This window comes from Methanoculleus taiwanensis (assembly GCF_004102725.1).
In the GTDB taxonomy this organism is placed as follows: domain Archaea; phylum Halobacteriota; class Methanomicrobia; order Methanomicrobiales; family Methanoculleaceae; genus Methanoculleus_A; species Methanoculleus_A taiwanensis.
In genome coordinates, this window is the sequence record NZ_LHQS01000001.1 from 1 (window position 1) to 25810 (window position 25810).

26 protein-coding genes are annotated in these 25810 nt (G+C 62.6%); 8 read left to right on the top strand and 18 right to left on the bottom strand.

The features are described from left to right. Positions 1-866: 866 nt before the first annotated feature. A complete protein-coding gene (locus tag ABH15_RS00005; protein ID WP_128692325.1) occupies positions 867-1703 on the bottom strand; it encodes a class I SAM-dependent methyltransferase in 837 nt (278 codons plus the stop codon). A 58-nt stretch (positions 1704-1761) separates the two neighbouring features. Beyond that, the gene (locus ABH15_RS00010; protein WP_128692326.1) at positions 1762-2244 is read right to left on the bottom strand and encodes a hypothetical protein; all 483 of its coding nucleotides are present in this window, start codon (positions 2242-2244) and stop codon (positions 1762-1764) included. Positions 2245-2451: 207 nt separating this feature from the next. On the opposite strand from ABH15_RS00010, the gene ABH15_RS00015 reads away from it, so the two are divergent. Together ABH15_RS00015 and ABH15_RS00020 are read left to right on the top strand one after the other, a co-directional pair. Then, entirely contained in the window at positions 2452-3075 is a 624-nt protein-coding gene (locus ABH15_RS00015; RefSeq protein WP_128692327.1) for a GNAT family N-acetyltransferase, read from the top strand. A 47-nt stretch (positions 3076-3122) separates the two neighbouring features. Further along, positions 3123-3689, top strand: coding sequence for a GNAT family N-acetyltransferase (locus ABH15_RS00020; protein ID WP_128692328.1), 567 nt, complete (start codon positions 3123-3125; stop codon positions 3687-3689). A 95-nt stretch (positions 3690-3784) separates the two neighbouring features. Here ABH15_RS00020 and ABH15_RS00025 read toward each other — a convergent pair whose 3' ends face one another. The 5 genes from ABH15_RS00025 to ABH15_RS00045 form a co-directional block, all read right to left on the bottom strand. Further along, positions 3785-5704, bottom strand: a complete 1920-nt coding sequence (locus ABH15_RS00025; RefSeq protein ID WP_128692329.1) for a PP2C family protein-serine/threonine phosphatase — start codon at positions 5702-5704, stop codon at positions 3785-3787. 17 nt (positions 5705-5721) lie between these two features. Next, positions 5722-7032 carry an STAS domain-containing protein gene (locus ABH15_RS00030; RefSeq protein WP_128692330.1) on the bottom strand — a complete coding sequence of 437 codons (1311 nt, stop codon included), beginning with the start codon at positions 7030-7032 and terminating at the stop codon, positions 5722-5724. 246 nt (positions 7033-7278) lie between these two features. Beyond that, positions 7279-7692, bottom strand: a complete 414-nt coding sequence (locus ABH15_RS00035) for a VOC family protein (protein WP_128692331.1) — start codon at positions 7690-7692, stop codon at positions 7279-7281. Positions 7693-7799: 107 nt separating this feature from the next. Then, complete coding sequence (locus ABH15_RS00040; RefSeq protein WP_128692332.1) at positions 7800-8303, bottom strand: hypothetical protein; 504 nt, start codon at positions 8301-8303, stop codon at positions 7800-7802. A 118-nt stretch (positions 8304-8421) separates the two neighbouring features. After that, complete coding sequence (locus ABH15_RS00045) at positions 8422-10683, bottom strand: hypothetical protein (protein WP_128692333.1); 2262 nt, start codon at positions 10681-10683, stop codon at positions 8422-8424. Between the two features lie 182 nt (positions 10684-10865). Between ABH15_RS00045 and ABH15_RS00050 the strand changes: the two genes are divergently transcribed. Next, positions 10866-11111, top strand: a complete 246-nt coding sequence (locus tag ABH15_RS00050; RefSeq protein WP_128692334.1) for a hypothetical protein — start codon at positions 10866-10868, stop codon at positions 11109-11111. A 32-nt stretch (positions 11112-11143) separates the two neighbouring features. Here ABH15_RS00050 and ABH15_RS00055 read toward each other — a convergent pair whose 3' ends face one another. The 3 genes from ABH15_RS00055 to ABH15_RS00065 are packed head-to-tail and all read right to left on the bottom strand — an operon-like array spanning position 11144 to position 14445. Next, positions 11144-11548: a response regulator gene (locus tag ABH15_RS00055; protein WP_128692335.1), complete on the bottom strand. Its 405-nt coding sequence runs from the start codon at positions 11546-11548 to the stop codon at positions 11144-11146. 13 nt (positions 11549-11561) lie between these two features. Beyond that, positions 11562-12041, bottom strand: a complete 480-nt coding sequence (locus ABH15_RS00060) for a chemotaxis protein CheW (RefSeq protein WP_128692336.1) — start codon at positions 12039-12041, stop codon at positions 11562-11564. Positions 12042-12054: 13 nt separating this feature from the next. Beyond that, positions 12055-14445, bottom strand: a complete 2391-nt coding sequence (locus ABH15_RS00065; protein WP_241647945.1) for a methyl-accepting chemotaxis protein — start codon at positions 14443-14445, stop codon at positions 12055-12057. An 81-nt stretch (positions 14446-14526) separates the two neighbouring features. Here ABH15_RS00065 and ABH15_RS13535 point away from each other — a divergent pair, with 81 nt between their 5' ends. Both ABH15_RS13535 and ABH15_RS00070 read left to right on the top strand, forming a co-directional pair. After that, the gene (locus ABH15_RS13535; RefSeq protein WP_164913586.1) at positions 14527-14691 is read left to right on the top strand and encodes a hypothetical protein; all 165 of its coding nucleotides are present in this window, start codon (positions 14527-14529) and stop codon (positions 14689-14691) included. 355 nt (positions 14692-15046) lie between these two features. Further along, the gene (locus ABH15_RS00070) at positions 15047-15493 is read left to right on the top strand and encodes a DUF3887 domain-containing protein (RefSeq protein WP_241647946.1); all 447 of its coding nucleotides are present in this window, start codon (positions 15047-15049) and stop codon (positions 15491-15493) included. Between the two features lie 16 nt (positions 15494-15509). On the opposite strand, the gene ABH15_RS00075 is transcribed toward ABH15_RS00070, so the two are convergent. Both ABH15_RS00075 and ABH15_RS00080 read right to left on the bottom strand, forming a co-directional pair. After that, on the bottom strand, positions 15510-15905 hold the full coding sequence (locus ABH15_RS00075) for a DUF3795 domain-containing protein (protein ID WP_128692337.1): 396 nt from the start codon (positions 15903-15905) through the stop codon (positions 15510-15512). A 100-nt stretch (positions 15906-16005) separates the two neighbouring features. Beyond that, positions 16006-16752 carry a class I SAM-dependent methyltransferase gene (locus ABH15_RS00080; protein WP_128692338.1) on the bottom strand — a complete coding sequence of 249 codons (747 nt, stop codon included), beginning with the start codon at positions 16750-16752 and terminating at the stop codon, positions 16006-16008. Between the two features lie 149 nt (positions 16753-16901). Between ABH15_RS00080 and ABH15_RS00085 the strand changes: the two genes are divergently transcribed. Continuing rightward, positions 16902-17642, top strand: a complete 741-nt coding sequence (locus tag ABH15_RS00085) for a 4Fe-4S binding protein (RefSeq protein ID WP_128692339.1) — start codon at positions 16902-16904, stop codon at positions 17640-17642. A gap of 1 nt (position 17643) precedes the next feature. On the opposite strand, the gene ABH15_RS00090 is transcribed toward ABH15_RS00085, so the two are convergent. Together ABH15_RS00090 and ABH15_RS00095 are read right to left on the bottom strand one after the other, a co-directional pair. Next, on the bottom strand, positions 17644-17886 hold the full coding sequence (locus ABH15_RS00090) for a hypothetical protein (RefSeq protein WP_128692340.1): 243 nt from the start codon (positions 17884-17886) through the stop codon (positions 17644-17646). A gap of 104 nt (positions 17887-17990) precedes the next feature. Next, on the bottom strand, positions 17991-18434 hold the full coding sequence (locus ABH15_RS00095) for a nucleoside deaminase (protein ID WP_128692341.1): 444 nt from the start codon (positions 18432-18434) through the stop codon (positions 17991-17993). Between the two features lie 185 nt (positions 18435-18619). On the opposite strand from ABH15_RS00095, the gene ABH15_RS00100 reads away from it, so the two are divergent. Then, positions 18620-20569 carry a transporter substrate-binding domain-containing protein gene (locus tag ABH15_RS00100; protein WP_128692342.1) on the top strand — a complete coding sequence of 650 codons (1950 nt, stop codon included), beginning with the start codon at positions 18620-18622 and terminating at the stop codon, positions 20567-20569. 27 nt (positions 20570-20596) lie between these two features. On the opposite strand, the gene ABH15_RS00105 is transcribed toward ABH15_RS00100, so the two are convergent. After that, positions 20597-22072 (bottom strand): pyridoxal phosphate-dependent decarboxylase family protein, encoded by a 1476-nt coding sequence (locus tag ABH15_RS00105; protein WP_128692343.1) that lies wholly within the window; start codon positions 22070-22072, stop codon positions 20597-20599. Positions 22073-22371: 299 nt separating this feature from the next. Between ABH15_RS00105 and ABH15_RS00110 the strand changes: the two genes are divergently transcribed. Beyond that, complete coding sequence (locus ABH15_RS00110) at positions 22372-23214, top strand: class I SAM-dependent methyltransferase (protein WP_128692344.1); 843 nt, start codon at positions 22372-22374, stop codon at positions 23212-23214. 82 nt (positions 23215-23296) lie between these two features. On the opposite strand, the gene ABH15_RS00115 is transcribed toward ABH15_RS00110, so the two are convergent. The 3 genes from ABH15_RS00115 to ABH15_RS00125 form a co-directional block, all read right to left on the bottom strand. Next, complete coding sequence (locus ABH15_RS00115) at positions 23297-24118, bottom strand: ZIP family metal transporter (RefSeq protein WP_128692345.1); 822 nt, start codon at positions 24116-24118, stop codon at positions 23297-23299. Between the two features lie 54 nt (positions 24119-24172). Next, the gene (dps, locus tag ABH15_RS00120) at positions 24173-24724 is read right to left on the bottom strand and encodes a DNA protection during starvation protein (protein ID WP_128692346.1); all 552 of its coding nucleotides are present in this window, start codon (positions 24722-24724) and stop codon (positions 24173-24175) included. Positions 24725-25344: 620 nt separating this feature from the next. After that, complete coding sequence (locus ABH15_RS00125; RefSeq protein ID WP_128692347.1) at positions 25345-25794, bottom strand: hypothetical protein; 450 nt, start codon at positions 25792-25794, stop codon at positions 25345-25347. Positions 25795-25810 lie beyond the last annotated feature (16 nt).

The following is a 25810-nucleotide window of genomic DNA, read 5'->3' on the forward strand; positions in this document are numbered from 1 at the left end:
AGGGTTGCGTCCTGCGCACCCTCGCATGCGGCAACGAAACCAACCGCCCCTGACTGCATTCCCGCCGTGCTGCACGAATCACGGAGATTCGTCGGCACAACGAGAACTTGTGCAGGAAACTATGTTGGCTTTTCCAGCATATAAACCTTGTTCCCGCATCAGATCCGAGCACACCGGGCTCGCACCCTCATAGTTGCGCACCTGGCGGCACACCGGACAGACCACCCCGAAGGGCTGCACGACCGGGCGCCATACCAACGCAGCCTCCATATGTTATCACTAACAGGACTTAAACCTTCCGCCTGATGGCAGATCAGACGCTGCCGGCGCTGATATGCCCCGGTGGAGGATTAAGGCGCCCCATAGCCTCAAAACAGCAATGAGCGCCGGTATACGCTTCTGATTCGACCGGAACAACCGGTATCCAGGAACAATACATCACCTCACCACGATGAGGCAATGCACGCAGAATCTCCACAACCCAGGCAAGGCATATATACTCCGAACAGGATGGATACCCCTTCCAGGGCTCCGTTCACGCAGCAACCCCTGCAAAAATGTTCCGGAGTACGGCGCAGGGGACACTTTTCCCCATACAGGGACACACCCCTGTGCGCGCAGATGGATGCAAAAAGTCCCGGTATCCTGCCGCAGGAGAGACGGAGAGGTCGCGATGCCCGCATCCAGACGGCATCCCCGGAACCGTCACGCACAGAACGCGCACAGCGATCGATCGAAAAACCCGGATTTCACCCTCCGCACGACCGGGGGCGCGCACGATGCCGGAGAGCGAACCCCCCATACGACGGCGATACGGGGGAGGTGCGCACCCCCGCACGGGTCACCGGAGAGACCCGTCCCCCCGGTCACCCTTCCTTTGTCCACCAGACCGCCGCGGTCGGCCGGACCGACCGTTCGACGTACCTGCCCGAAGCGTCCCTGCGGAGCACCCGGGTGAAGTACTCGACGACCGGCGAAGGGTCTTCCAGGTCGGGGCTATGCATCGTCACCCAGTTCTGGACGGCCTCGTCGACCGAGTCGTAGACCGCATCCCAGGCGGCATGGTAGATCCGGACGTTCGGGTAAATCCCGGCGTCGTGGAGGATGTTGACGGGATAGATATAGTCCGGATACCCCTTCTGCAGGGAGACCTCTTCCCCGAAGACCGCCCGGTACAGCACCATCTCGTCACGGCTCCGCCACTCCCCCGCATGCCAGAAGAGGTAGACCGAACGGGTAGCGGCGGCGTCGAGTTTCCCGAGAGCGGCGGCGAGATCGTAGAACCCGAGCGAGAACGCCGCGATAACCACATCGTGCGGTTCGATATCCCGGCCTACCACGGTATCCTCGAAGCGCATCCGGACGCAGGAGTAGTTGGTGCGCTTCGCCGCCGCCATCCGCTCTTCAAGGAGAGCGAGCATCCCACCCGACGGGTCGAGTGCGGTCACGTGCGCGGCGGTATGCGCGATCGGGACAGCAAGCCTCCCCGTCCCCGCCCCCACGTCAAGCACGGTGTCGCCCGCCGCGAGATCGATGAACCTGAGTTCCTGCTCCGTCGCGTCCTTTTCGTCGCGGGTGGCGCGGTGGTAGGCGGCGGCGCGTTTATCCCAGACGGCGGCGGGGTCGCGGTCTTTCTCGGCCCGCCCCGGCGAACTTGCGTGGATCGCTTTCCAGAGCTCGTTCCAGTCGATAATCCGGTGCATGTACCTCTCCTCTCCCCGAAGAAGGATAAGCGCTTGCAAACGGGATGCCCGACAGCCTCTACCCGGGCAGCTGCTTCGTCAGGTGTATCGTCATCGTCGAGTCGAGCAGGCCGTCGATCCGCTCTACGTACTCAAGGGTCATCGCACCGGGACGCACCACACGGATGGTAAAATCTTCCCGAAACGGCTTACCGCCCTTCAGTCCGTCATACCTCCCGTGCAGGGTTGTTTCATCGGACCAGCAGGCGGTATGATCGTGCGTCTCCGCCATATTGGTGAGGCTGTAGATATGCAGCGTACCGGTCTCGGTGTCGATGCCGAAGAGGCTGTCGAGCGCGTAGTCGCCGAACCCCTCGATGACCGACTCCATCGATACCCGCACTCCCCATCCTCCCGCGGCCGTGACAAAACGCCACCGTCCGGCGACCTTCATCGTATCGCCGCCAGCCTTCAGCACTCCTTCACCGTGCCAGTCACCAAGAAAGACCCACAGCCGCTCAATCTCTGCCGGAATTGGATACAGTTCACGTATTGTCGGCATTTGATCTCCCCCATTCTCCCTTCGTGACCCTTCTGCACTATTAAGTCATGGATACCATACCGGAGAACGAACAGGAGGATTCCGATCAGGGAAACAGGCCGGAAGGCGTCATACGAAGACGCGTAACGTATACTTCCGCCCTCTCCGCACCACCCGTGCCAACGATTATATCCCTGGCGATCACCTTCCCCGTCTGAGGGAGGTGCCATGGCAGAAGAACCGGCCGGCCTGATCCGCCTGAAAAAGGCCGATATCGGCCCTGCGACCGAGGTGCTCGCCCGTGCGTTCGAGCGGGACCCCAAAATGGAGTACTTCACGTCCGATACCGGAGATCATCGTGCACTTACACGCCAGATTCTCAGGTTCGAGCTTGCGTACGGGATTCTGTACGGGGAGGTCTACGCACCATCGCCCGCGATGGAGGGCGTGGCTGTCTGGCTCCCCTCGAAGAAGGCCGAGATCTCGTTCTGGAGGGCGGTCCGTGCCGGTGCGCTCTCCCTTCGCCGGCACGTCGGCGGAGACGTCATGAAACGGATCCTCGCATTCTCGGAGTACATCGACGCGCTCCACCGGGAGCACCTGCCGGACGCGCACTGGTATCTCTTCTTTATCGGGGTGGATCCTGACCACCAGGGAAAGGGGATAGCAAGCCGCCTCATCCGGCCGATGCTCGCACGGTTCGACCGGGAAGGGGTCTCCTGCTACCTCGTCACGCAGAACGAGCAGAACGTGCCCCTGTACGAGCACTACGGCTTTGGCGTGATCAGTCGCAGCACCATTCCCGGGTGCGACGTCGGGCACGTCGAGATGCTCCGCAAGGCGGGGCAGTAACCCGCCTCACTCTTATAGCACCGGAGCGGATCTGAGTATACCTGACCATGCAGCTCATCACCCCGAGTTCCGTGCTCCGCACCTGGACGCCCGGAGACACCGGGTCGCTGGTGCGGCACGCGAACAATCCCCGGATCGCGGCTATGATGCGCGACGGATTCCCGTTCCCCTATACGCCGGCGGATGCACGCCTTTTCATCCGTAAGGCTATGGACACCTCTTCCCGCCTGTTCCTTGCGATCGAGGTCGGCGGCGAGGCGGTGGGTGGCATCGGCATCCAGCCCGGGGACGATATCAGGCACCGGACGGCCGAACTCGGCTACTGGCTCGCCGAACAGTACTGGGGGCGGGGCATCGTCACCGACGCGGTGCGCTCGCTCGTGCCGGTCGCTTTCGAACGGTTCGCTATCGTCCGGCTTGAGGCGGGCATCTTCTCGAACAAACCCGCATCGATGCGCGTCCTCGAAAAGTGCGGCTTTACCCGTGAGGCAGTTCACAAAAAAGCCATCACGAAGCACGGCGTCGTCCTCGACGAGGTGGTGTACGTGCATTTCAGAGATGGCACCGGGTCCGGGGGCAGGTCTCCCCACACGAGCACCGACACGCTTCTCTAAAGGCATACTGCGCCATTCCATCCGGCTTCAAAGATCCTTCTGGCAGAATAACGGAAATGAGCAGCCCGGATCTATTCTTCCCTTTTGTCCGGGCATCACCCAGTCACCCGCAGGACAACGACCGTGATATCGTCCGACTGCAGATCGTCCCCGGCGAACGCCGCGACGGCGTCCCGGATCGCGTCCGCGACTGCACCGGCAGGAAGGGCGGCAGCATCCTCAACAACGGCGCGGAGCCGCTCTTCGCCGAACATACCGCCGCTCCCGCTCTCCGCCTCAGTCACGCCGTCGGTGTAGAGGACGAGCAGATCGCCGGGCAGCAACGGGATCGTGACCTCGCCGTACTCCATACCTTCGAGGAACCCGATCACCGGCCCGGTCGGCTCGAGACACTCGACCGTACCGTCCGCCCGCCGGAGGAGCGGCGGATTGTGGCCGGCGTTGACGTAGGTGAGGGTGCGTGCCTGCTCGTCGACGACCGCGTAGAAGAGGGTGACGAAGCTGACGGAGCCCGCATCCTCGATGACGGTATCGTTCGCCCGGCGGATGGTCTCCGCAGGCATCCGGCACCAGCGGGCGACGGTGCGGACGGCCGTCCGGGAGAGCGCCATGTAGAGCGCGGCCGGCACGCCCTTCCCGGCCACATCGGCGATGGCGACGGCATACCTTCCGTCACCCTGGCCGAAGAAGTCGTAGAAGTCTCCCCCGACCTCCCTGGCCGGGAGAGTGAACGCGGCTATGTCGCACCCCCGGGGCTGCGGGATGCCGCGGGGCAGAAACGCAGTCTGAATGCCGGCGGCAATCCGGATCTCCGACTCTTTCCGCTCTATCTCCTCGCTGTACTCCCTTATCCGCTGCACCATCCGGTTGATGCTCCCTCCGAGCCGTACGAACTCGGTCGTGTTCAGCCCCCGGACGGTGTGGTCGAGGTCACCGCCGGCGATACGGTCGGCATCATCGATGACCGCCCCAACGGCGGCACCGACGGATCGGGAGAGCCATGCGGCGAGACCGAGTCCGAGCAGGGCGGCGGCAAGTCCGATCGCCAGGTACACGATCAGCAGGTGCTCGCCGACGGCATCGACCCGGGAACGGTCGAAGATCAGTTCCAGCACCACGCTGCCGTCGGTCACCGTGGCCGGGTCGCGGAGGTCGACGAAGACCAGACGGGTCGTCGTCCGGCCGGCGGGATCCTCGATCGTTGCCGAGGTGCGGTTTGCAAGAACGTCCATGACATCGGCACCCGCAACTTTCCCAGCGGTGTCGCCGGCGACGACGTTGCCGTAGACATCGATGATCCTGACGGCGGCGAGATCGGGGTTGTTCTCAAGCAGGATCCGGACGGTATCGGCATACGAGAGGCGCGACCGGACGAGCCCGAACTCGGTCGTGTCAATCCCGAGTTCAAGGACGTAGCGGTGGTCGCTGGTAGGGAGGTAGGCGAACTTCCGCAGTCGCCCGGAGACGTTCAGGTCGTTTCGGTTCTCGATCGAGCGAACGACGCGATCGGCGGCGAAGGCGTCTCCCTCACGGATGGCGGTCAGGCGGGTGTAGAATGCGGGAAACTGGCGGAAATCGACTCCCAGAACGTCCGGGACGGTCGAGAAACGGATGACCCCGTCGGCGTCGATGATATAGAGGTCGAGGTCGCCCGGGAATCCGGGGGCGAGGCGATCTCTCAGGGCGACGAGATCGATCGCGGACGGATCGTCGCCCGCCGCATCGTAGGCACCGGAGAACTCCTCGAGCCCCTCCTCCATGCGGGGATTAAGGTCGTCGTCGACGAGACTGAGACCCTTATCGACGAGACAGACGGATCCGATCCCATTCTGCTCGGTGTACTCCCGGAGGGCGTCGTACTGCCGGAAGGCGTCGCCGCTCGCCTGCAGGTAGGAGACCGCCAGCACCAGGCCGACGACGACGACGACGATGAGGGCAACGAAGACTGCAAGAACGGTTCGGATCGAGCGAGCGGGCGTCTCCCCCTCTCCGCTCCGGCGGCTTGCAGATCCCATCGCTCCTCAGCGGGTGCCTACACCCGCTCGATCCGGGTGACCGGCGCAATCCCGACCGTGGCGCTCCGGAGCTTCGTGATCGGGAGGAGGTGATGGAGTGCCGAAAACTCCCCCTCCTTGAGCGCTGTCACGACCCCTTCTTCAAGAACGCCCGGTTCCACGAAGGGAACACGGGTATACACCGCTCCGCTCGCGTAGATGAAGAGGGATGAAGCCGGAGCACCGGGACGGGTGTAGAAGAGCGCTTCGAGCACGGCGGGATCGAACACCGATTCCGCCCGTGCCCGGTCGATGACGTAGCCGAACGCGATAAGCGTCTCGCCGTCGTACCGCGGCTCGATATCGGTGGCGATGACCCTTTCGGCTGCGAGAGCGCCGGGCCGCATCCCGAAGTACATCGAGTGCGGCTGTGCTTTCCCTGCATCTCCCGAGGCACGGTGCGCCTCCAGCAGCGAGGATCTGATATCCGCACTGCAGACACCCCGGGCGGCGCCCCGGAGCAGGAATGAAAAGATGCCGGTGTAACCCGGGTCGGTCTCGCTCAGGTGACCGGCGATCTTTTCGGCGATCTCCTGCAGCGCGATCCCATCGGGTCCGTCCGCCGCGAGGGTGAGCTGTGCGGAGAAACGGCCGTCGATACCGGCACGGAACGCGCTCGCCAGTGTGATATGCCCGGCCTCGAGGTGTTCGGGCAGGATATAGTCGGGCGTGAGGTTTCCGTCCGCCGGCATGGTGTAGGCGGTGCCACCGATGCAGAGCATCTCCCCGACGAGCGGGGCAGCCGCTTCCATATCCGGTGCGGCCGCTCCGACGCCGACCATATAGCCCCCGACGGGCACCGGGACGGCGGTGATCTCCTGCTCGGAGAACGGTCCGGCATAGACCGCCCGGAGGCTGCCCGCGTAGCGCAGGATCGCACCCGCGCCGCCGAGGTCGGTGAAGACGCCGCTTGCCTCCTCCGCACCGGCCCCGGTCGGCTGGAGATCCGCGAGTGCAGCAGCGAGATCGGGGTACTCCTCGATGACCCGCAGGAATCCGCCCATCGCGAAGATCTTGTGGACGTACTCGCCGACACCGGCGACGGCGACCCGCCCGTTCCGCTCCTTCATGGTGATGTAGAGCGACTGGAAGAACCGCAGCCCCGCCGAGCTCATGAAGTCCACGCCGCTCATGTCGATGACAACCGCCCGATCGCCCTCGTGCAGGGAAGAGCGGAGAAGATCGTCCGCTTTCTCTGCTCCGAACCCGTCCAGCCTCCCGAACGCCGACAGTACTATGACATTTCCCTCTCGCGTCACCGTGCAGTCCATGAAATCACAATGATGCATCAACCGGACGTAAGAAAAGGATTATTATTCTCTTCCGGCGGGATCGTGTAGCAGTTTGTGGATATCGGGGCAGGTCTCCGGCGGGAGCGGGAAACTACGGGACATAGCGGTTATCTGCCCTGACCGTCGGCGTTCGTGCCGATTAAAAAGTGCTCCGGGCTCAATGCAGAACCCCATATCCCGGCATCGCCAGAGCCCTATGCCGGTGTCAAACCATCAGGTATCTTTTGACATGCTGCCGGACGGTTATCGGGCGCTCTCGTCCTCCTGCATCATCCCGAAGGTGTTGCCCTCGGTATCGGTGCAGTACGCGAGCCAGCCGATGCCCGAGACCGCCATCCTGGGGACGGCGATCTTTCCGCCGGCTTTCTGCACTCTGGCGAGGGAGGCGTCAAGGTCAGCAACGCCGAGCGTGCAGATGTAGGCGTTCACGGCCTGCCCCCCGGCAGGCGCCGGACGACCCCGGCGGAACATGAGCCCGCCGTTGATTCCGGGCTCTCCTTCAGGCCCGGTCATGACCGTCCAGTACCGGTTCTCATCTTCCATCTCCACACCGGGCAGGCGATACTCCTCGATCTTCCAGCCGAATACATCGCCGTAAAACCGCGCCGCCCGCTCCGGGTCGCCTGCGTGTATCTCAAAATGGATTACCCGGTTCATTGGATTGTTCCTCCTGACATACGCTATGATCCCCCCCACCTCGCCATAAGGTTTTGCCGGGGGTTCCGGCTGCCCGCCGCGAGGGGATGAGAGAGGGGTATTCCCTCTCACCCGAGCGCCGGTACGCCGTCCGCCCAGGTCTCGACCGTGGTGCGGATCGCGTCGTCCTGGTAGCTCGTGATCCGGACCGCGTTCCTGCTGAACGTGACGTAGTAGATCTCGCCGGACGGGTCGTGGCACTTCAGCTGGCACGAGTAGGAATCGTGCTCGGCGTCACGGACGGCCTCGCCGCCCATCGCGGCCGCGAGGGTCGCATCGCCCATGATCTCGGTAGCGACGCTGCCGAATGCGACGACCGTCGGCGCCCGTGCGGAGATCGCTCCGACCCGCTTGCCGTCGTTGTCCTCGTAGTTCACCTTCGCGGTGTAGGACTCGCGGTTCCGGGTCACGCCGTCATACGTGACGCCGCTCTCGATGTAGTCCACGCACCCGAAGGGGTTGTCTGCGAGCACGCTTCCGACGATAGCGTCGAAGGTGCCGATGTCGGCGATCGGCAGGGAAAGCTCCCGGACCGCCGTTTTGGTGTTGCTCTTCTCGACAAAGTCTGCCATTGGTTTTGCTCCTGCCTGCCGAGTCCCGGGATGACAGACAATCACAAGATATTACCCGAGGTAATATATGCCTGCCTTGACCGGCGGGTTCGTGCGGATGAAAACAGGGATTGCATGGTCAGTGCAGAACCTCGTACCCCGGCATCCCGAGGACGTGCCGGGCGAGGTACATCGCGTCGGCGAGGGTGAGCGTCTCGCCGGCCGCGACCATCCCGACGCTCTCGGTCATCGGGTAGCCCTCGATCCCGAGGACGTGCCGGGCGGTGTAGACCGCGTCGTAGAGCGTAACCCGGTTATCCAGGTTCGCATCCCCGTTCTTCACGACCGTGAGCGGGATCGAGACGGAGGTGTTGCCGATCCCATTTGCATCGGTCGCGTTCACGGCGAGGAGCACCGGGATGTAGGCGCCGTCCACGAATGGTGACGGGGCGATTGCCGTGACGTTCGCCGTCCAGGTGCCGTTCCCGAGGCCGGTCATCGGCGCCGCCACAGATCCGCCGAGCCCGGAGAGGTTTACCGTCACGGATGCGACAGCCGCACCGCCTGTCACGGAGAGCACGGCCGTCTCACCCGCTCCTGCGAAACCGTCGGTATCGGTCGGGATGAGGGTGGGCGTCGCCCGGGGATCGGTCAGGGACTCCACCACGAGGAAGGACGAGCAAACATACGCGTCGGATCGTGACCTGTGGATGGCGTTCAGAAAAGCGACAGAGGCTTCCATGCGTTCCATCGCGCCGAGATCGATCTCGCTCCCCGCGGCGTCGCGGATCCAGGTCTCGTTGACGGGGACGACATCCGGTATCCCGTCCGTCCCCGGATGCTGGATCACGACAGAGCACCATCCGGGTGTCATGTTCAGCGTCTCGCTGCCGGTAATGACGTTCGCAAAGGAGCCGTTATCCGCACCGCCGGCCGGCCGTGCAAAACTGCGATACCCCTCGCCGAAGAGCCAGACCGAGACGTTCTCCGGGAAAGCGGATATGGTTCCGGAGATCGTCAGGCTGTCACCCCTGGCAACGAAGTCCGCACTCAGCGTCACGGTGATGGAGTCCCTCTTCACGACGACCGAGGTGGTGGCGTACTTCACCTCTCCGACGTGTGCCTTGTCCCGCGGGGCAGAAACGGCGTAGATCGTGTACGCGCTGGAATCCACGTCCACGACCTGACGCACGGCGGAGGTGTTCCATCTGTACTCCCAGGTGGCATCGCTCTCGACGCCAGCCTGGGCGAAGGTACTGCCCTCGCCGTCGACGACGGGCACCGTGATATCGTCGAGTTTGACACCGTTCTCCGGGAGGTCAGGGCCGGTGAGGAAGAGGTAGGTGGTCGCATTATCAGTGTTGGTGCCGGAGAGCGTGAACTCCTCGCCGATGTAATAAACACCGGTACCCGACGCGGTCACGCTGACATCTCCCCGCGTCACCGCCACCGAAACGGCGTCGGAAACGCTCGGGTCGGCAGGGTCGACGACGGTGATCGTGAAGCTCCGGATCTCGGTGGTGAACGAGGTGTTGAACTGCACCGTACGGGTTCCGGCGGCGTTGGTGGTCAGGTTCGCCTTCGTATAGGGGAAGTCTGCGGCTTCATCTGCCAAAACGCCGGTGCCGGGCAGAACACCGGGCTGGCCGGGCGCGATCAGGGGATACTGCTCCTCGCTCGCAAGACCGGCGTCGTTGACGTACAGAGAATACACCGTAGCCGGCTCGCCGACCATGGTCACGACGAAGTTGTTGTCGTAGACGACGCTCTCCTTGTTCGCTTCGATGGTCGGCGGCGCCGTGCTCCCGACGACGATATTCTGTGTTGCGACCTCGCTGCCGTCGACGAGGACGCTGACCTGAACGCTCCCCTCACCGATGCCCGCAATGCCGAAGGTGATCGCCCCATTCCCGACCCCTGACGCCTCGCCGCTGATCTCGGCGGTCAGATCGACCGTTTCAACCTCTGCCATCGCCTCGCCGGAGACGCGAACCAGATCGAGAGGAGCACTGATAGCATTGTACCCTACAGCAAGATCCACGATCCCGTTCTGCCCCAATGCTTCGAGGCTCTTAGCGGTGCTGCCGGTCTGTACCCGGACTCCTGCGCGTTCGACCGGTTCCGCACGGACGCGGATATCGGGGTCGGTAAGCGTGAAAGGCATGGTCACACCGGTCATATCAAAAACGAAACTATTCAGGCCATCGGGGGTTATTTCAGGCTCCGTCCGGAGCGTAAACGAGCTCCCGGCGGGGAGATCGGAGATATCGACGGTGACGGTGCCCCCGCTTCCGATGCTGTCCGGGGAGATGGTTACTGCAAGTGCCGCCGCTCCCTCGATGACGATGGAAAAGAGCAGGCATACGATCAGCGTACGGAGGATGCGGCGGCGGGGTGTCATAGGAGAAGGGATCTGTACTCTTCGGTAATAGAGCTTTTTGCCGTTTAGCCACACCGGGATCGCCCTATAGCCAAACAGGAATATGTGATGGTCCCGATCTGGTTCGAGTTACCCCGACGCATATTACCTCAAGTAATAATTATCCCCCGGGAGCACCAACCCCTCCTCCATCGGAGGGAGGAATGCCGGAGGAGAAGACCACCCGGGAGCTGATGTATGAAACGAGCCGCGACGTCAAGTGGATCTGCCGGACGCTGCAGCGGATGGAGGAGCAGGCCGGCGACCACGAGGAACGCCTGCGAGACCTCGAGGGCTGGCGCGAGCGGAAGATCGGCGAGGAGCAGCGAGCCTGCCGGATCGGCGCCGGTGCCGGCGGCCTCGTCGGTGGAATCGTGGCGATGCTGGTGCGGCTGCTCGGGTTCGGGTGAGCGTCCCGGATCAGACCCGAAGGCACCCGGGTTCAGCACTCCGGCACGCCCGCTCGCGACCTGTGCTCCCGGATCGCTCCGGCGATCACCTGCGCGAGGCTCCCGTACAGAACCGCCGGAACGCCGTCCTTCCGGAGCACGGCATCGGCCCCGGCACCGAGACAGTCAGCGGCTATCTCATCCCGGGAGCGCCCGGAGAGCACGATGATCGGTATTTCATGCCACCGGCTCCGGATCTCCCTGATGAAACCCGCCCCCTCGACATCCGGCATGGTATAATCCGTAACGATTGCATCGAACCGCTTCTCTTCGAGCCGTGCCACCGCATCACCGGGCGACCCGGCGGTCGTGACCGAGAAGTCGCCCGACCGCTCGAGGAAGATCGTCCCGATCTCCAGGAGCGCCGGTTCGTCGTCGATGAGGAGGACAGAAACCATAACGGCACGGCGGTCAGGCGCCCGTCACCTGCTCCTGCAGGAGCCGCCGGACGTCGAGCCAGATGATGAGATTGGTCTGATCGGCATCTCTGCCGTCGGTCTCCTCCTCGGCGCCGAGCTTGATGATACCTTTGACGTAAGCGGTGCTCGAGGCCGCATCGTCCATCTCCTCGATGTCTCCTTCGGCCACCTGGCGGACACTGCTGACGTCGTCTACGATGATCCCGACGTTCGAACCTCCCGCAGCCTCCCGGACGAGGACGATGATCTTCCGGTTCTCAGCCGCCTCGCCGTCCGGCAGCCCGAGGAGGACGTTTACATTGATGATATTCGTAATCTCTCCCCGCAGGTTGATGATCCCTGCAATGTACGGGGGCGAGCGGGGAAGGGAGGTGATCGGCATCATCTCCACGATCTCCCGGGCGAGCTGGATATCCAGGGCATAGTGCTCTTTTCCGAGCTGAAACTCCACAACGTCGACGCATTGAACCATGTCGTCCCTCCGGTCAGACGCGGAACCGATTCATCTTCGCCCGCAGGTCTCCGGCCATCTGGTTGATCTCGTGGGCGGCGCTGCCGATCTCCTCAGTCGAGGCGCTGGCCTCCTCGGCGAGAGCCGCAAGGTCTTCCATCTGGCTCTGGGTTCCCTTGGTCAGGCGGGTTCCTTCCGCCATACCCTGGACGACGCTGTTCGTCGCGTTGGCCTGGTCTTCGGTCGCCCGGGCGATCTCGCCGAGCCCGTGCGTCACGACCTCGGCCTCGCTGATGATCGTGTTGAGCGCCTCGATGGTCTGGGTAACGCTCGCAACCCCTGCCCCGATCTCGGTATGGGCCGACTTTATGGCGGTCGCGGTCTTCTCGCTGCTCGTCTGGATACCGGCGATCACCTTCTCGATATGCTGCGTCGCGCTTTTCGCTTCCCCGGCGAGGTTCCGCACCTCCCCGGCGACGACGGCAAACCCGCGGCCGTGCTCTCCTGCCCGGGCGGCCTCGATCGCAGCGTTCAGCGCCAGCAGGTTGACCTGATTCGCGATATCGGTGATGAGCCTGACAATGTTGTTGATCTCCCGCATCTGGGCGTTGAGCCCCTCGATCTCCTCGACGCTCTGCTGCGCGATCTGCTCGACCACCGCCATCTTCCGGTTCGCCCCGTCACCCAGCGTCTGAGCATTCATACCCTGTTGTGCGGCGTTCCGGGCGCGTCCGAGGACTTCCTGCGTCGTGCTTGCGATCTCCTCGTTCGACGCGGAAAGATCGGCAATCTGCCGGTCTATCTGCTCGATCTGCAGGAGCACCTGTTTGGAGAGGTCGGCGCACTTCTGGCTGGTATTCGCAACCTGCTCCGCAGCCTTTGCAATCTCCTCCGACCCCTTGCTCGTCTCGGCGGTGCCTGCCTCGACCTGCCCGATGGCCAGGTTGATCTCCCTGATGGCGGTTCCAATTGCACCCATGGCGTTGTTGAAATCGGTTTTCACCAGCTCGAGCGGGTCGGCCCTGCCGATCGCCACCGCGCACGTCAGGTCGCCCTTCGCGACCGCGGCAAGACCCGCAGCAAGCTCCTGAACGCTCCGGTCGAGGGCATCGGCCTTCCCCTGCGCCTCATCCATCAGAGCCTGCACCTGCCGCTCCTTCTCCCGCTGTTCGGTGATGTCCACGAAGACGGCGAGTATCTGCCTGACGTCGCCTTTTTCGTCGAGCAGGGGGATCGCCCATTCCTGGAGGATGAAGAGACCCGCCGGCATCTGCACCGTCACTTCCCCGAAGACACGCTGCTTGTTTTTGAGGGCGCCGGCAAGCCCTTCTCCCTGCACGTCACGGATATCGAAGTTCCTGACGTTCATCTTGAGGACCTGCTCACGGCTGTACCCGGAGAGGTCGATGAATGCATCGTTCGTCTCGAGGATCTGCATCGTCGTGTCGACGAGCAGCATCGGAACGGGGTTCTGCCGGACGATGGCGTCGGACTGCTGCTGCAGCTGCTGAACCTCCTCGACTTTTTGCTGCTGTTCCGTCCAGTCGTTCCAGACGTAAAACGCCATCTCGACCGTCCCGTTCGGATCGAGGATCGGGATGGCATTCAGGGTCAGGTACTTCTGCACTCCGTCCGGCCACTTCGCGAGTACGTCCGTCCGCGCCCGCTTCTTCGTCTCGTAGCAGGCGTAGAAATCGTCGCCGCCGATGACCGTGATGTCGTAGTCGTAGAGTTTCTTCCGCATCGTCTCTTCGCGGGTGCCCCGCCACATCCGGGCATACTCATCGTTGATGTCAAGACGGCTCTTGTCCGCCCGGAGAACGGCGATCGCGAGGGGGTTGTCCTTAATCATCGTGTCGTTCCGCTGCTGTACCTTCTCGACCTCCTCCATCTTCTCGTGGAGCTCCGTCCAGTCGTTCCAGACGTAGAAGGCTATCTCGATCTCGCCCTTCTCATCGAGGATGGGGATGGCGTTCAGGGTCAGGTATTTCCGGACGCCGTCGGGCCACTTCGCGAGCACATCCGTCCGCGCCCGCTTCTTCGTCTCGTAGCAGGCGTAGAAATCGTCGCCGCCGATGACCGTGATGTCGTAGTCGTAGAGTTTCTTCCGCATCGTCTCTTCGCGGGTGCCCCGCCACATCCGGGCATACTCGTCGTTGATGTCAAGACGGCTCTTGTCCGCCCGGAGGACGGCGATCGCGAGGGGGTTATCCCGGATCATCTGCCGGAACCGTCTCTTTTGGGCGTTCGCTTCGCGGAGTTCCTCCTGATACGACTGATCGCGCTCCCCGAGTGCGGCCAGTGCGGCGTTGAGCTGGTGTGCGAGCGGCTGGAGGTCATCTCCAACGGCAGCTGCATCAATCCGGGCGGCATAGTTCCCGGCGATGAGCTGGTCAAGTGCTTCTTTCAATGCTGCTGTATCCAATGCTTGTCACCTTGTCTGATTGTAAAACGGCGGATGGTTCCAAAGGGCGGCGAGCACCGCACCGGGGTTTTTAGCCCTCGTATGAAACAGAGAGAGCAGACGACGAACCCGGGCGTTCCGAAGGCAGCATTCGAAGAGAATGACAGCGGTTCCGGATTGTCCCGTGCCGGCTACGAGAGGACGGGCCGTGTCGTGCAGTGCCCTGCTGATTGCCTGGCAGATCTGCCGAATGCTAAGCAGATCTGATTGCCTTTGTCCCGGTAGTTAATCGTAAATTATAAAGGTTTCGATACTTTTTTGCCAAAATCCGAGGATTTTAATACTTTATCTCAGAAAAGCAGGAAGGATTTTAGGATCAAGACCATATAAAACCTTTGTTTACGAGAGGGGGAGGCCGAAGACGACACCGCGGTTATTTTACGCCTCGTTCAGGTGGAACCCGCCGGAGCGCCGCCACCGCGATCGTATACCCGTCCCCGGCAGCCCGGCACGGGTCGGCGACGCGGGTGACGGCGGGCGACCCGCTCCGCGCAGGGAGGTCCCGCCGCCCGCGTCCGGAGGCGACCTACAGATTAATGCTGCTGTGATTCGACGTATCATAATGCACCAGTCTCCGATGCACCTGCTTGCCGCTCTGCTTCTCCTTGCCGGGACATGCGTCTCGGGCTGCACGGGGCAGGATACCGTGGTCTCCGGCGAGGAGCGAGCGATCATAGTCGCGTACGCCGATCCGATCGCCGAGAACCTCCTGCAGGGGTTCAACGAGGGCAATTACACGATCTACTCACGGGATTTCGGCGTTGAGATGAAAAGGAGCCTTACCGAGGCGGTATTTCTGCAGAACCGCAAGTTCGTCACGTCCAGAATAGGGCTCTACGAGTCCCGGGGCGACCCGATCGTTACGGAGCAGGGCGAGTATATCGCCGTCAACTATCCGGCGACGTTCGAGCGGGAGGACGGCGTGAACGTCCGGCTTGTCTTCAGAAAGGGCGATCCGTCGCACCTGCTCTACGGGCTCTGGTTCAATTCACCGGCGCTGCAACGGTGATACACCGCCTGCCGCCTCACCACGCCTCTCCGCACCGCAGGCAGCGGTTCCGGTGGACGCAGAGGATAGCTCCACAGTGCGGGCAGGTCCACCGGGTCTTCTCCTGTTCGATGAATTCGTCGATCCCCCGCTCCCGTATTGCGTGCAGATTGTCGAGCATGCTCATCCAGTATTTCACGTACCGTTTGTCGAGCCGTTTCAACCGTGCACAGGGGTATTCGGCGCAGTCGTAGCAGTAGTCTCCCGTCCGGTCTTCGCACTGCCGGATGCGGCACCTGGCGCAGGACGGGCGCAGTCCGGCGGCATCCTCCGTCCGACAGCCGGGACATCGGTTCTTCTCCCGCAGGTAGCCGATGCAGAGCCCACAGTTCATACCGCAGGGAGCGATCAGGGCAGGAGAGAGGCGGGTCATTGCTTCTCGTATGCTCGCCGCAGGGCAAGAAGTCTCTTTCGGGAGCGGGCGGTCACCTGCAATTGCACGGCAGCCATGGAGAGGGGGTGAAGAAGACGGTTCAGCGGCTCCTCAGAATGAAGAACTCGTAGCCGTACTCGTCTCCGTGCTCCCGGTGCACCGCGATCTCCCGCTCCGAGAACGCGACGAACGCTTCCGCGTCGGGATTGCCGGCGGCCACCTTCTTCAGGTCGGGCAGCCGCTCTATGAGCGGCGTATAGTAGTGATCCCACCAGACGGACCCGGGAAGTGGGAAGGTCGCGACGACCTCGTAGCCGGCCTTTTCAGCGATCGCACAGGTCTCCGGAACCGTTGTTATCGCCGGGTAGCAGTCGTTCCAGAACGCCGCCGCCTCCGGCGAGGGCTGATCGGTGAACCAGACCGCTTCGCTGAGGCAGAAGTAGCCGCTCGGCCGGAGAAGCCGCTTCCACAACCGGAGTCCTTTCTCAAACCCCACGATGAAGATAGAACTCTCCGCCCAGAGGACGTCGAAGGCTGCATCCTCAAACGGCAGATCGTCCATGGACTCTCTCACCGTCGTGATCCTGTCCCCCACCCCGGCCGCTGCCGCCTTCCGGGCGAGATCGTCCAGGTACGGCTGGTGGATGTCGACGGCGGTGATATGACAGTTCGGGCATATACGGCCGAGCTCGATCGTCTGCATCCCCGCCCCACACCCGATATCCAGGATCTCCGGCTGGTCCGGGAGATTTTTCAGCATCGAAAACGCTTTTTGCGTGCACGCGTTGCTACCCGGCCCCTGGCGGGGCAGTCCCTCGTGCATGGTGAAGAGGAATGACATATCCATTACCATTCATGCGCCGTCTGATCCGATAAAGGAGCAGGCGACAGGCCGGAATAAGCCGGCCATGCAGACCAGACCGAAGCGCCCGCAGTACCTTCCACCGACACCCTCATAGCACCACCCCGCCCATACTCTCTCCGGGAAGTACCGGAATGGACCTTGCAACGTTCTTTGAAGACGCAGAAGTCGACGTCTTCGCCAGGGTCGGGATCGACGACCTCGCCGACGCGGACAGGGCGGCGGTTCTGCAGTTCCTCCCGGCAGCCCGGTCCGTGATCATCTTCGGGAAGGAAGTCCCGGTCGCGGTCTACCGGATGGGGCAGAAAGAGAAGACCAGGGAGATGCTCCGGATTGCAGAGGGACTCGACGAAACCGCCGTGCGGCTCGCCGACCGCCTGAAGGCCGACGATATCCCGGCCCGCCCCGTTCCGCTCTACCTGCCCGTACGGTTCGCCGGCGGGAGGGTGCAGGGCGTCGTCCGGCTCAAGTCGATCGCAGCGGCCGCCGGAGTCGGGGAGATCGGCAGGAACACCGTTCTCCTCACGCACCGCTTCGGCCCGCGGCTGCTCCTCGCCGGCGTCGTGACCGCAGAGCCGGCTCCGGAGTCCAGAACAACCGCTGCTGCGCCGCTCTGCACCGGGTGCGGAGACTGCATCCGGGCCTGCCCGGAAGGAGCGATAGGGCCGGACGGTGTCGACGCATTCCGGTGCCGGACCGTCCGTGCCTGGGTGCCGCCCCCGGTCGTCCCGGCCGTGACGTGGCTGCTCCGGCGGCAGGCGCTCGTCGGGAGCCTCGCCCCGCTTGCACCGTGGATTGCGAAGACCGCGACGATCCGGTGCAGCCGCTGCGTCACCGAATGCCCGCGGTTTGCGGGAGACGAGGGGAAGGGATAAGTCACCGCACCCCCGCCTCGCGGGAGCGGTAGACGGCTTTTCCGGCATCGCAGACCGTGTGCCGGGCGGGCCGCGGAGGACGGCGCTCTCCGGGCTGCCGCCGTGGAGAACCGGCCGTGCGAGGAAGGCAAGCTCGCGGAGCTGGTCGTCGCGGTGGTTGAGCTGATCGGGCGTAGGTGAACTCGAAAACCTTGCGGTCGCGGAAGAGCGTCTGGTCGTGGCGCAGGGTTTCTTTCTGCCTCATAGGTAAGCGTTCAGGAGACGGAGTCATATAAAATCGCGGCGGGCGCGGGTTGAAAGTAAAAAAAGAGCATGATACGATGCCGGGACGGTGAAGAGCGATCGTCCCTACTCTTCTTCCCCGATATCCTCATACCACAACGCGGGATTCGCGGCAATGAACTCCTGCATCAGCCGCAGGCACTCCGGATCGTCCAGGACTACCAGTTCCACGCCCCGCGAGCGGAGATACTCTTCAGGCCCCTGGAAAGTCCGGTGTTCACCGATCACGACCCGGGGTATTTTGTAGAGCAGGACTGCGCCGCTGCACATGTCGCACGGGGAGAGCGTCGAGTACAGCACCGCCCGGCGGTAATCCCCGGGCTTGAGCCTGCCCGCATTCTCCAGGCAGTCCATCTCGGCGTGCAGGACGGCGCTGCCCTTCTGCACTCTCCGGTTATGCCCCCGGCCGACGATGGTGCCGTCGATCACCAGCACCGAGCCGATGGGAATCCCCCCTTCTATCAATCCCTTTCTGGCCTCTTCGATAGCGGCCTGCATGAATGCATCCATTGCTGTAACACCCCCGGGTAGAGATGGCCGGTGAGACATTGAATATTGCGATCTCTGACTCGGGACGCATCAGCATCGAAGCGTGAGATGGTACAGGTGATCATCACGGGTAATCCGGGCATCCGGCAGGAATGCCGGGTCGGAAGGTCACAATGTTTATTATACCGATCATACTATTCGCACCCATGGCACTACCGAAACGCTATGCACTACTTTTGTGTCTCCTGATACTGCCGGGAACGCTCCTCGTGTCCGGATGCCTCTCCGACCGGCAGGTTACTGCCATAACCAGCACACCGTCCACAACGGATCTGACCTACTATACCGAGCAGAATCCGCCCTACAACTTCGAGGAGAACGGGACACTGCAGGGGATCTCCGTCGAGCTCCTGGAGTTGATCACCGCGAAGATGGGCGAAAACGTCTCCCGCGAGGCGGTGCGTCTGGTACCCTGGACAGAAGGCTACCAGGCGGCACTGACCCAGAATAAGACCGTGCTCTTCACTACGGCCCGGCTACCCGAGCGGGAGCAGTCCTTCAAATGGGTCGGGCCGATCTATACCTACACGAATGTCCTCTTTGCCCGCCCGGAGAGCGGGATCGTGATCGACGAACCGGGTGACCTTAAGGAGTATCGGATCGGGGTGATCGTCGATGATGCGGCCGTCCAGCAGCTGCTGGATGCGGGAGTGAACGAGAGCCAGCTCGTCTACGAAACCGATCTGTTCGCAGTCATCGATAAACTCGAGAACGGCGAGATCGACCTCTGGGCCTACCCGAAGGAATCAGGCCGATACTTCACCTGGCAGGCGACCGGGAACGCGTACGCTTTCAGGATCGTCTCTGCCCTGCCGGCCCTGGAAGGCTACTACGCGTTCAGCAGGGACGTTCCCGATGCAACCATCCGGTCTTTCCAGCAGGCGCTGGATTCCTTGAAAGCCGAGAAGGATGCGACGGGGATCAGCACCTACGAGAGGGTTCTGGGGCGGTACGCCCCCGTGATCGGCCTGGCTCAGCTGCAGTACCTGACCGAGGAACTGGCACCCTATAACTTCGAGGAGAACGGGACGGCAAGCGGTATCGCGGTCGAGATCCTGGAGGCGGTTTTCAAAGATATCGGGGTGAACGCATCCCGGGAAGACATCCGCATCGTTCCGTTTGCCGAGGGGTTGCAGGCGGCGCAGAACGGCAGCACCGTGCTCTTCTCCGTCGTTCGCACACCGGAACGCGAGCCGCTGTACGAGTGGGCGGGGCCGTTCACCAGTGGGAGAGTCGTGATCTATGCACCGATGGAGAGAGATATCACGATCGCCTCCGACGAGGATCTGAACCGGTACCAGATCGGCGCCGTCCAGGCCTCCGTCGAGAACGATCTCCTCGCCGACCGGGGGGTGAACACATCCCGGATCGTCAACGGCAAAGCCCCCGAGGATCTCTTGCGGATGCTTGAATCAGGAGAGATCGACCTCTGGGCGACGGGCGATCTCGCCGGACGGCACCAGATGCTGCAGACGGCGGAGAACCCGGACGCCTACGAGATCGTCTACACCTTAAGCGAGAACGACCTCTACTATCTCTTCAGTAAGGACGTCCCGGATCTGCTGGTCAGCGCCTTTGAACAGTCGCTCGAGAACGTACGGAACCAGAAGGATGCCACAGGGGTCAGCGAGTACGAGCGGATCCTGTACCGCTACCTGGGAGTGGGGTGCGCCCGGCAGACGTTTACCGATGCCGAGGTGACGACGCTCGTGAACAGAACCGCTACCGACATCGAGAAGAACGCCACCGGGACGCTCCGGGCGATCAACGCGGGGAAGGCTCCCTACCAGGACCCGGAGAATCCGGCTCTCTACGTCTTCGTCTACGACGAGAACGTGACGATGGTTGCCAACGCAGACAACATCCAGCAGGTCGGCATCAACTACCGGGGCAAGACCGACGTGACGGGCAAGCCGTTCCGTGACGAGATCGTCGCCGGTGCGCAGGAGAACGGCACCGGGTGGGTGGAGTACGTCTACAGCAACCCGGCCGAGACGAACCTGTACTACAAGACCACCTACTACCGCCTGACCGAAGGGAGCGACAATAGGACCTACATTGTCTGCAGCGGCAGGTTCAAGGGCTGCGAGGAGTGAGCGGGCGGGGGAGGAAACCCTCCCGGATCAGGCCAGCCCGTCCCCGATCCGGATGACTTCCCGGACGAGGAGGTCGAAGTCGTCCCGGCGGCTGCGATGGTTGGCGATCCCGGCGTGCAGGTAGTTCCTGCCCCGGAGGGTGACGGTCGAGACGACGACCGTCCCCTGCTCCTGGAGTTCGGTCTCGATCCGCTTGTTCAGCCTGTCGAGTGCGGCGTCGCTCATGCCGGGCCTGACGTAGCGGAAGTTGACGATGTTCAGCGAGACCGGCAGCGCCAGCTCGAGCTCCGGAGCGGCCGTGACCAGTCCTGCCAGGTAGTGCGCCTGGTCGATATTCTGCTCGATGATCCGCCCGTACCGCTCGGTGCCGTGCTCCTTGATCGTCATCCAGGCCTTAAGCGCGTGAAAGCCCCTGGAGAGTTCGAAACCGTAATCGGAGAGCCAGGGGACGTCGATTCCGGTCAACCCGTGTTCTCCTTCCCCGTGGGCGAGGTACGTCGGGGTCAGCGAGAACGCCCGGCGGTGCTCGTCGGCGTTCCTGACGAGGACGCAGCCGATAGGGTACTGCAGGTACATCCACTTGTGCAGGTCGAACGCCAGGGAGTCGGCCCGCTCCATACCGGCGACGAGGTGGTTGTACTTCGGAGCGATGGCCGTCCAGGCGCCGCACGCACCGTCGACGTGGAACCAGCACCCCTCTTCGGCGCAGATGTCCGCGAGCGCGTTGAGGTCGTCGATGGCGGCCGTGCTGGTCGTCCCGGCGCACCCGACGATGCAGACGGGGCGGAAACCGTCCGCACGGTCGCTTTTGATGGCCGCTTTTAGGGCCGCAAGATCGATCTGCATGGACTCGTTCACCGGGATCCGGCGCAGCGCATCGTCCCCGAAGCCGAGCAGTTCGACGGCCTTCTGGATCGAGGAGTGGGCTTCCTCCGAGCAGTAGAGGGTCATCTGCTGCGGCGCATTCGTCATTCCCCTGCTCCGCACGTCGAACCCGGCCAGGGCGTTCCGGGCGACGGCCAGGGCGATCAGGTTCGAGGCGGAGCAGCCGCTGGTCAGAAGGCCGGTGGCGGTGGGAGGATACCGAAGGAGGGTCTTGCACCAGTCGACGATCTGAAACTCGACGTAGTTGTTGCTGACGTAGGAAAAGGCTCCGCTGACAGCATCGGTCGAAGCCGCCAGCAGTTCGGCGAACATGCCCATCACCGTCCCGGACCCGGCGACCCAGCCCCAGAACCGCGGGTGGCTGTTGCCGAGCTGGTAGGGGAGGATGCACTCGAGGTACTCCCGGTAGACCTCGTCGGGCGATTCGGGGCCGGGCGGCGGCGGCCCGGCGAAGTGGGCTTTCACCTGCGGCGGCGCATGCTCCCAGACGGGACGGTCGCGCAGCGTCTCGAGATAGTCCATGGCGTCGTCGAGGATCCGGTGCCCGAGAGCCCGCATGGCCTCCCAGTCTTGCGGGTCCAGGGTTTCTTCGGAGCGTGCTTCGGTCGCTTGGTTCATGACGTTCCTCGTTTCACAGTCTTCGGATGAGCATATAATACTGTTCTATGCGGGGGACAGCGGGAGCGACGGAGGAGAACGGGGTTTTTCGTTCTGATCCGACACAGAGGGTATATCATCGATCAGAGACAATTTGAACCTGTTGAACGCAGAATAAGCAGGAAAAATACTTCCTGAAGATATCACGGCCGCCCGACGGGCTAATCCCCGGGGAGAACAGATACCGCGAATATTCCGGGGACGTTAGGGGCCGCAAACAGGTTGACCTTCGAAAAAAACCATACAATACGGAACGTTATATGCACATAAGCAGATTGCCGGAGACGACGAAAGCTCCCCGGCTCTACGAAAAAGGCACGGCAAGTATGTGGGAGGACGACCACATATCCGGGCACCTCCTAAAGATGCATCTCCATCCGGAGATCGATGCCGCAAGCAGGAGAGGAACTGCAATCAGGAAGACCGTGCAATGGATAGAATCGCACCTGCACGGAGGAGAAAGGCGCATTCTCGACCTCGGGTGCGGCCCTGGGCTGTACTGCGAAATGCTGGCAGAAGCCGGCCACTGGGTAACCGGCGTGGATTTTTCAGAGCGATCCATTGCCTATGCGCGGCAGGAGGCCGCACGGAAGGAGCTTGCTATCGAGTATCTCCACCAGAACTATCTCGACCTTGCCTTCGAAGACCGGTTCGATCTCGCGATGATGATCTACTGCGACTTCGACGTGCTGATCCCCGAGGATCGGGACCGGCTCTTGCAGAACATCTACCGGGCTCTCAGACCGGGAGGGCTGTTTATCTTCGATACCCTCAACGCGAAAGCGCCGGAGAGGATGAAGGTTCCCGGCAGATCCTGGGAGACTGCCGAAAGCGGATTCTGGAAAGACGAGCCGTACCTGGCCCTCTCGGAGACGTTCCACTACGACGAGGCGAACGTGATTCTTCAGCAGCACGTCGTCTGCTCGGAAGCGGACGGAGAGGCCGTATACCGGTTCTGGACGCATTACTACGGTCCGGAGACGCTGACGTCCATCCTTGAAGGACAGGGGTTTTCAGAGGTTGCTTTCTACGAAAGCCCGTTCCCGGACGGCGGCGACGGAGCGAGCGAGATGGTCACGTTCGTTGCAGCACGAAGAATGTAATGGCCGGGATCGAAACAGCCCCCCATTTTTCAGGCTGCTGCAGAACAACGGCGGATTCCGGGATGCACGCAGACCGCACGACCTAGCTGAACGTGACGTCCAGCACCATCATCGTTACAAAACCGACGAGCAGGCTCATCGTGGCGAGATCCGTATGCCCGTGCCGCTGCGACTCGGGGATCACCTCTTCCCCGACGACGAAGATCATCGCACCGGCAGCAAATGCGAGGGCGTACGGGAGCAGCGGCTGGACAATAAGGACCAGGGCTGCCCCGAAGACGGCGGCAACCGGTTCCACCACCGCGGAGAGCTGGCCATACCAGAAACTCCCGACCCGGGAGTAGCCCTCCCCGGCGAGCGGAGCCGATACGGCGAACCCTTCCGGGAAGTTCTGCAGCCCGATGCCGACGGTAAGAGCAAGCGCTGCTCCCAGGGTCTCGTAGGGGAGACCTCCGGCGGCTGCGCCGACGGCGCCGAAGGCCACCCCGATCGCAAGCCCCTCCGGAATATTGTGCATCGTGATGGCGATCACGAGGAGCGTCGCCCGGTGCAGGGACGAACGCGGCCCTTCCGCCTCCTGGAGGGGATAGCCCGGGTGGAGGTGCGGGAGGAGGGTATCGAGGCCTCGCAGAAACACCCCGCCGGCGATGAACCCGACCGCTGCCGGAGTACAGGCCGCAAGACCGGTCGAGCCGGAGAGCTCGACCGCGGGCAGCAGGAGCGACCAGAAACTGGCGGCGATCATAACGCCGGCGGCAAACCCCAGCATGCCGTCCAGCCTCCGGCGGTTCATCTCCCGCGAGAGGAAGACGCCCCCGGCACCGAGAGCGGTCATGCTCCAGGTGAAAAGCCCGGCAAGAAGCGCCTGGAGAACCGGATGTAACCCGGCAAAATAGGCGAGCATTGTGGCACTCCGGGGCGGTCGGCCGGAAAAGAAGAGGGAACGCCCGCCCTCCTCTTAGCGAAGGAACTTCGAGACAAAAGGCGACGTCTCTCCTCTCCGCAGGAAATGACCTGAAGGCCCTTCTCCGAGAAACTCCGAGAACCAGGACTCGTGCTCGATCTCCTCGTTGAGAATAGCGAGCGAAAGGTCGTAGGTGCGGTGGTCTTTGCCGGCGGTCAGGTTGCAGATCTCCGTATACCCCCGCACGGCACACCGCTCCGCGTTCACCAGCACCGTAAGTATCGCCATAACGTCTCGCGGGTTCTCCGGTAACCGCGCAGGCTTGCAGGCGGAGATGTCGTGGAACTCCACCATATTCTCGGGGAGTTTGCCGTCCAGTTCATAAATGCGGGGAACAAGCGCCTCGAAGTGGTTGCGATCTTCGATGCGTGCCGTCTCGGCGATCTCTTTTACCCCCTCTCCTTCAAGCCCGATCAGGTTGAAACGGAGAATCGTATAGTAGTAGTACGTGGTCAGTTCGGCCGATGCATTCTTTACGAGCAGCTCGAGGAGTTTCTCGACGTCGACGCCTGCTTTCTCCACCATTTCACGTGCAACTTTCGCCATTATTCCACCTCGGTAGGATCGCGACCGGATCAGGCAACAGATCCCTCTTCCGGTATATAACTCTTGAGACGAGAATGGGCACACCATTGCCCGGGGAAACAGTTCTGTCCCGGCGACAACATGACCGTGCGGCCGGTGGGATCGCGCCTCCGCCAAGACAGGGAACGGAACCGACAGATGCTCATCCCGGTTTCCCCGCGGCACTTCCGTGATCCTGAGGTCCGACCGTTACCGGCTGGTCGAGCCCCCCCATCGGGGAGGGGCGCCACCTTTGCCCTGCAAGGGTGACACTACAATCCATGCCCCGTCCCACACACAGAGCGCCCGGTGACTGGATTGCACGCGAGGCAATTCCGTTCTCTCCCGATTCGCCCGGGATATCTTCAGAGGTAATGCAAACGCTATCGGAAAAGAGAACCGGTGGAGGATGCAGAACGGGAGAGAGGGATTGCCCCCTTTCAGAGCGCGGCGGCGTTCAACGAGATCGTCCTGAAGGAGGCCATTGCGGACGCGGCCTCATCGGGGCTGAAATCCCGGAGGGACGCCTTCGTCACGCTCTGCCCTATCCGGAGCATCTCCGGCCGGAGCGGTTGTTTACAAGAAAAGGGGAAAGGTCGGCCTCAACTCCGTTTCAGCACGTTGATGGCGATGCTGAAGGGATCGGATCCGTCCGAGTAGACGAGTTCCATCTCGTCGGGAGCGATGAGGGTGCCCGAAGAAGACCCGCCGCCGTATTCGATCAACCGGATCGTCTTACCGTCGCGGCCGATCACTCCGGCGCAGGGAGCGGTCTCCCAGACCGGGGAACCGGTCTCGTTCGTGAAGAAGATCTCTCCCGAGAAGATCCGGTCGTTCTGTTCGGTGACGCTCATCGTGATGGTATACCCGGAGAAGTCGGTGTAGCCCATTCCATACTCGTAGCCTACCATGGTGCCGGTCCAGTTCCCGATGAGGTCCGGCGTCCCGGCAGCGGCAGCAACAGTGTTCGCCTGGGAGGTGGTGGTCGTGCAGCCGGAGATCAGCACCGCGATGAGGAGAATAAGTGCACAGAGGACGATTTTTCCGTTCATACTGGTTGGGTGAAGC

Excerpts from the sequence above, each read along its gene's own strand:
- ABH15_RS00005 (WP_128692325.1), bottom strand. The coding sequence starts at position 1,703 with ATGCACCGGATTATCGACTGGAACGAGCTCTGGAAAGCGATCCACGCA.
- ABH15_RS00010 (WP_128692326.1), bottom strand. The coding sequence starts at position 2,244 with ATGCCGACAATACGTGAACTGTATCCAATTCCGGCAGAGATTGAGCGG.
- ABH15_RS00015 (WP_128692327.1), top strand. The coding sequence starts at position 2,452 with ATGGCAGAAGAACCGGCCGGCCTGATCCGCCTGAAAAAGGCCGATATC.
- ABH15_RS00020 (WP_128692328.1), top strand. The coding sequence starts at position 3,123 with ATGCAGCTCATCACCCCGAGTTCCGTGCTCCGCACCTGGACGCCCGGA.
- ABH15_RS00025 (WP_128692329.1), bottom strand. The coding sequence starts at position 5,704 with ATGGGATCTGCAAGCCGCCGGAGCGGAGAGGGGGAGACGCCCGCTCGC.
- ABH15_RS00030 (WP_128692330.1), bottom strand. The coding sequence starts at position 7,032 with ATGCATCATTGTGATTTCATGGACTGCACGGTGACGCGAGAGGGAAAT.
- ABH15_RS00035 (WP_128692331.1), bottom strand. The coding sequence starts at position 7,692 with ATGAACCGGGTAATCCATTTTGAGATACACGCAGGCGACCCGGAGCGG.
- ABH15_RS00040 (WP_128692332.1), bottom strand. The coding sequence starts at position 8,303 with ATGGCAGACTTTGTCGAGAAGAGCAACACCAAAACGGCGGTCCGGGAG.
- ABH15_RS00045 (WP_128692333.1), bottom strand. The coding sequence starts at position 10,683 with ATGACACCCCGCCGCCGCATCCTCCGTACGCTGATCGTATGCCTGCTC.
- ABH15_RS00050 (WP_128692334.1), top strand. The coding sequence starts at position 10,866 with ATGCCGGAGGAGAAGACCACCCGGGAGCTGATGTATGAAACGAGCCGC.
- ABH15_RS00055 (WP_128692335.1), bottom strand. The coding sequence starts at position 11,548 with ATGGTTTCTGTCCTCCTCATCGACGACGAACCGGCGCTCCTGGAGATC.
- ABH15_RS00060 (WP_128692336.1), bottom strand. The coding sequence starts at position 12,041 with ATGGTTCAATGCGTCGACGTTGTGGAGTTTCAGCTCGGAAAAGAGCAC.
- ABH15_RS13535 (WP_164913586.1), top strand. The coding sequence starts at position 14,527 with ATGAAACAGAGAGAGCAGACGACGAACCCGGGCGTTCCGAAGGCAGCA.
- ABH15_RS00070 (WP_241647946.1), top strand. The coding sequence starts at position 15,047 with ATGCACCAGTCTCCGATGCACCTGCTTGCCGCTCTGCTTCTCCTTGCC.
- ABH15_RS00075 (WP_128692337.1), bottom strand. The coding sequence starts at position 15,905 with ATGACCCGCCTCTCTCCTGCCCTGATCGCTCCCTGCGGTATGAACTGT.
- ABH15_RS00080 (WP_128692338.1), bottom strand. The coding sequence starts at position 16,752 with ATGGATATGTCATTCCTCTTCACCATGCACGAGGGACTGCCCCGCCAG.
- ABH15_RS00085 (WP_128692339.1), top strand. The coding sequence starts at position 16,902 with ATGGACCTTGCAACGTTCTTTGAAGACGCAGAAGTCGACGTCTTCGCC.
- ABH15_RS00090 (WP_128692340.1), bottom strand. The coding sequence starts at position 17,886 with ATGAGGCAGAAAGAAACCCTGCGCCACGACCAGACGCTCTTCCGCGAC.
- ABH15_RS00095 (WP_128692341.1), bottom strand. The coding sequence starts at position 18,434 with ATGGATGCATTCATGCAGGCCGCTATCGAAGAGGCCAGAAAGGGATTG.
- ABH15_RS00100 (WP_128692342.1), top strand. The coding sequence starts at position 18,620 with ATGGCACTACCGAAACGCTATGCACTACTTTTGTGTCTCCTGATACTG.
- ABH15_RS00105 (WP_128692343.1), bottom strand. The coding sequence starts at position 22,072 with ATGAACCAAGCGACCGAAGCACGCTCCGAAGAAACCCTGGACCCGCAA.
- ABH15_RS00110 (WP_128692344.1), top strand. The coding sequence starts at position 22,372 with ATGCACATAAGCAGATTGCCGGAGACGACGAAAGCTCCCCGGCTCTAC.
- ABH15_RS00115 (WP_128692345.1), bottom strand. The coding sequence starts at position 24,118 with ATGCTCGCCTATTTTGCCGGGTTACATCCGGTTCTCCAGGCGCTTCTT.
- dps (WP_128692346.1), bottom strand. The coding sequence starts at position 24,724 with ATGGCGAAAGTTGCACGTGAAATGGTGGAGAAAGCAGGCGTCGACGTC.
- ABH15_RS00125 (WP_128692347.1), bottom strand. The coding sequence starts at position 25,794 with ATGAACGGAAAAATCGTCCTCTGTGCACTTATTCTCCTCATCGCGGTG.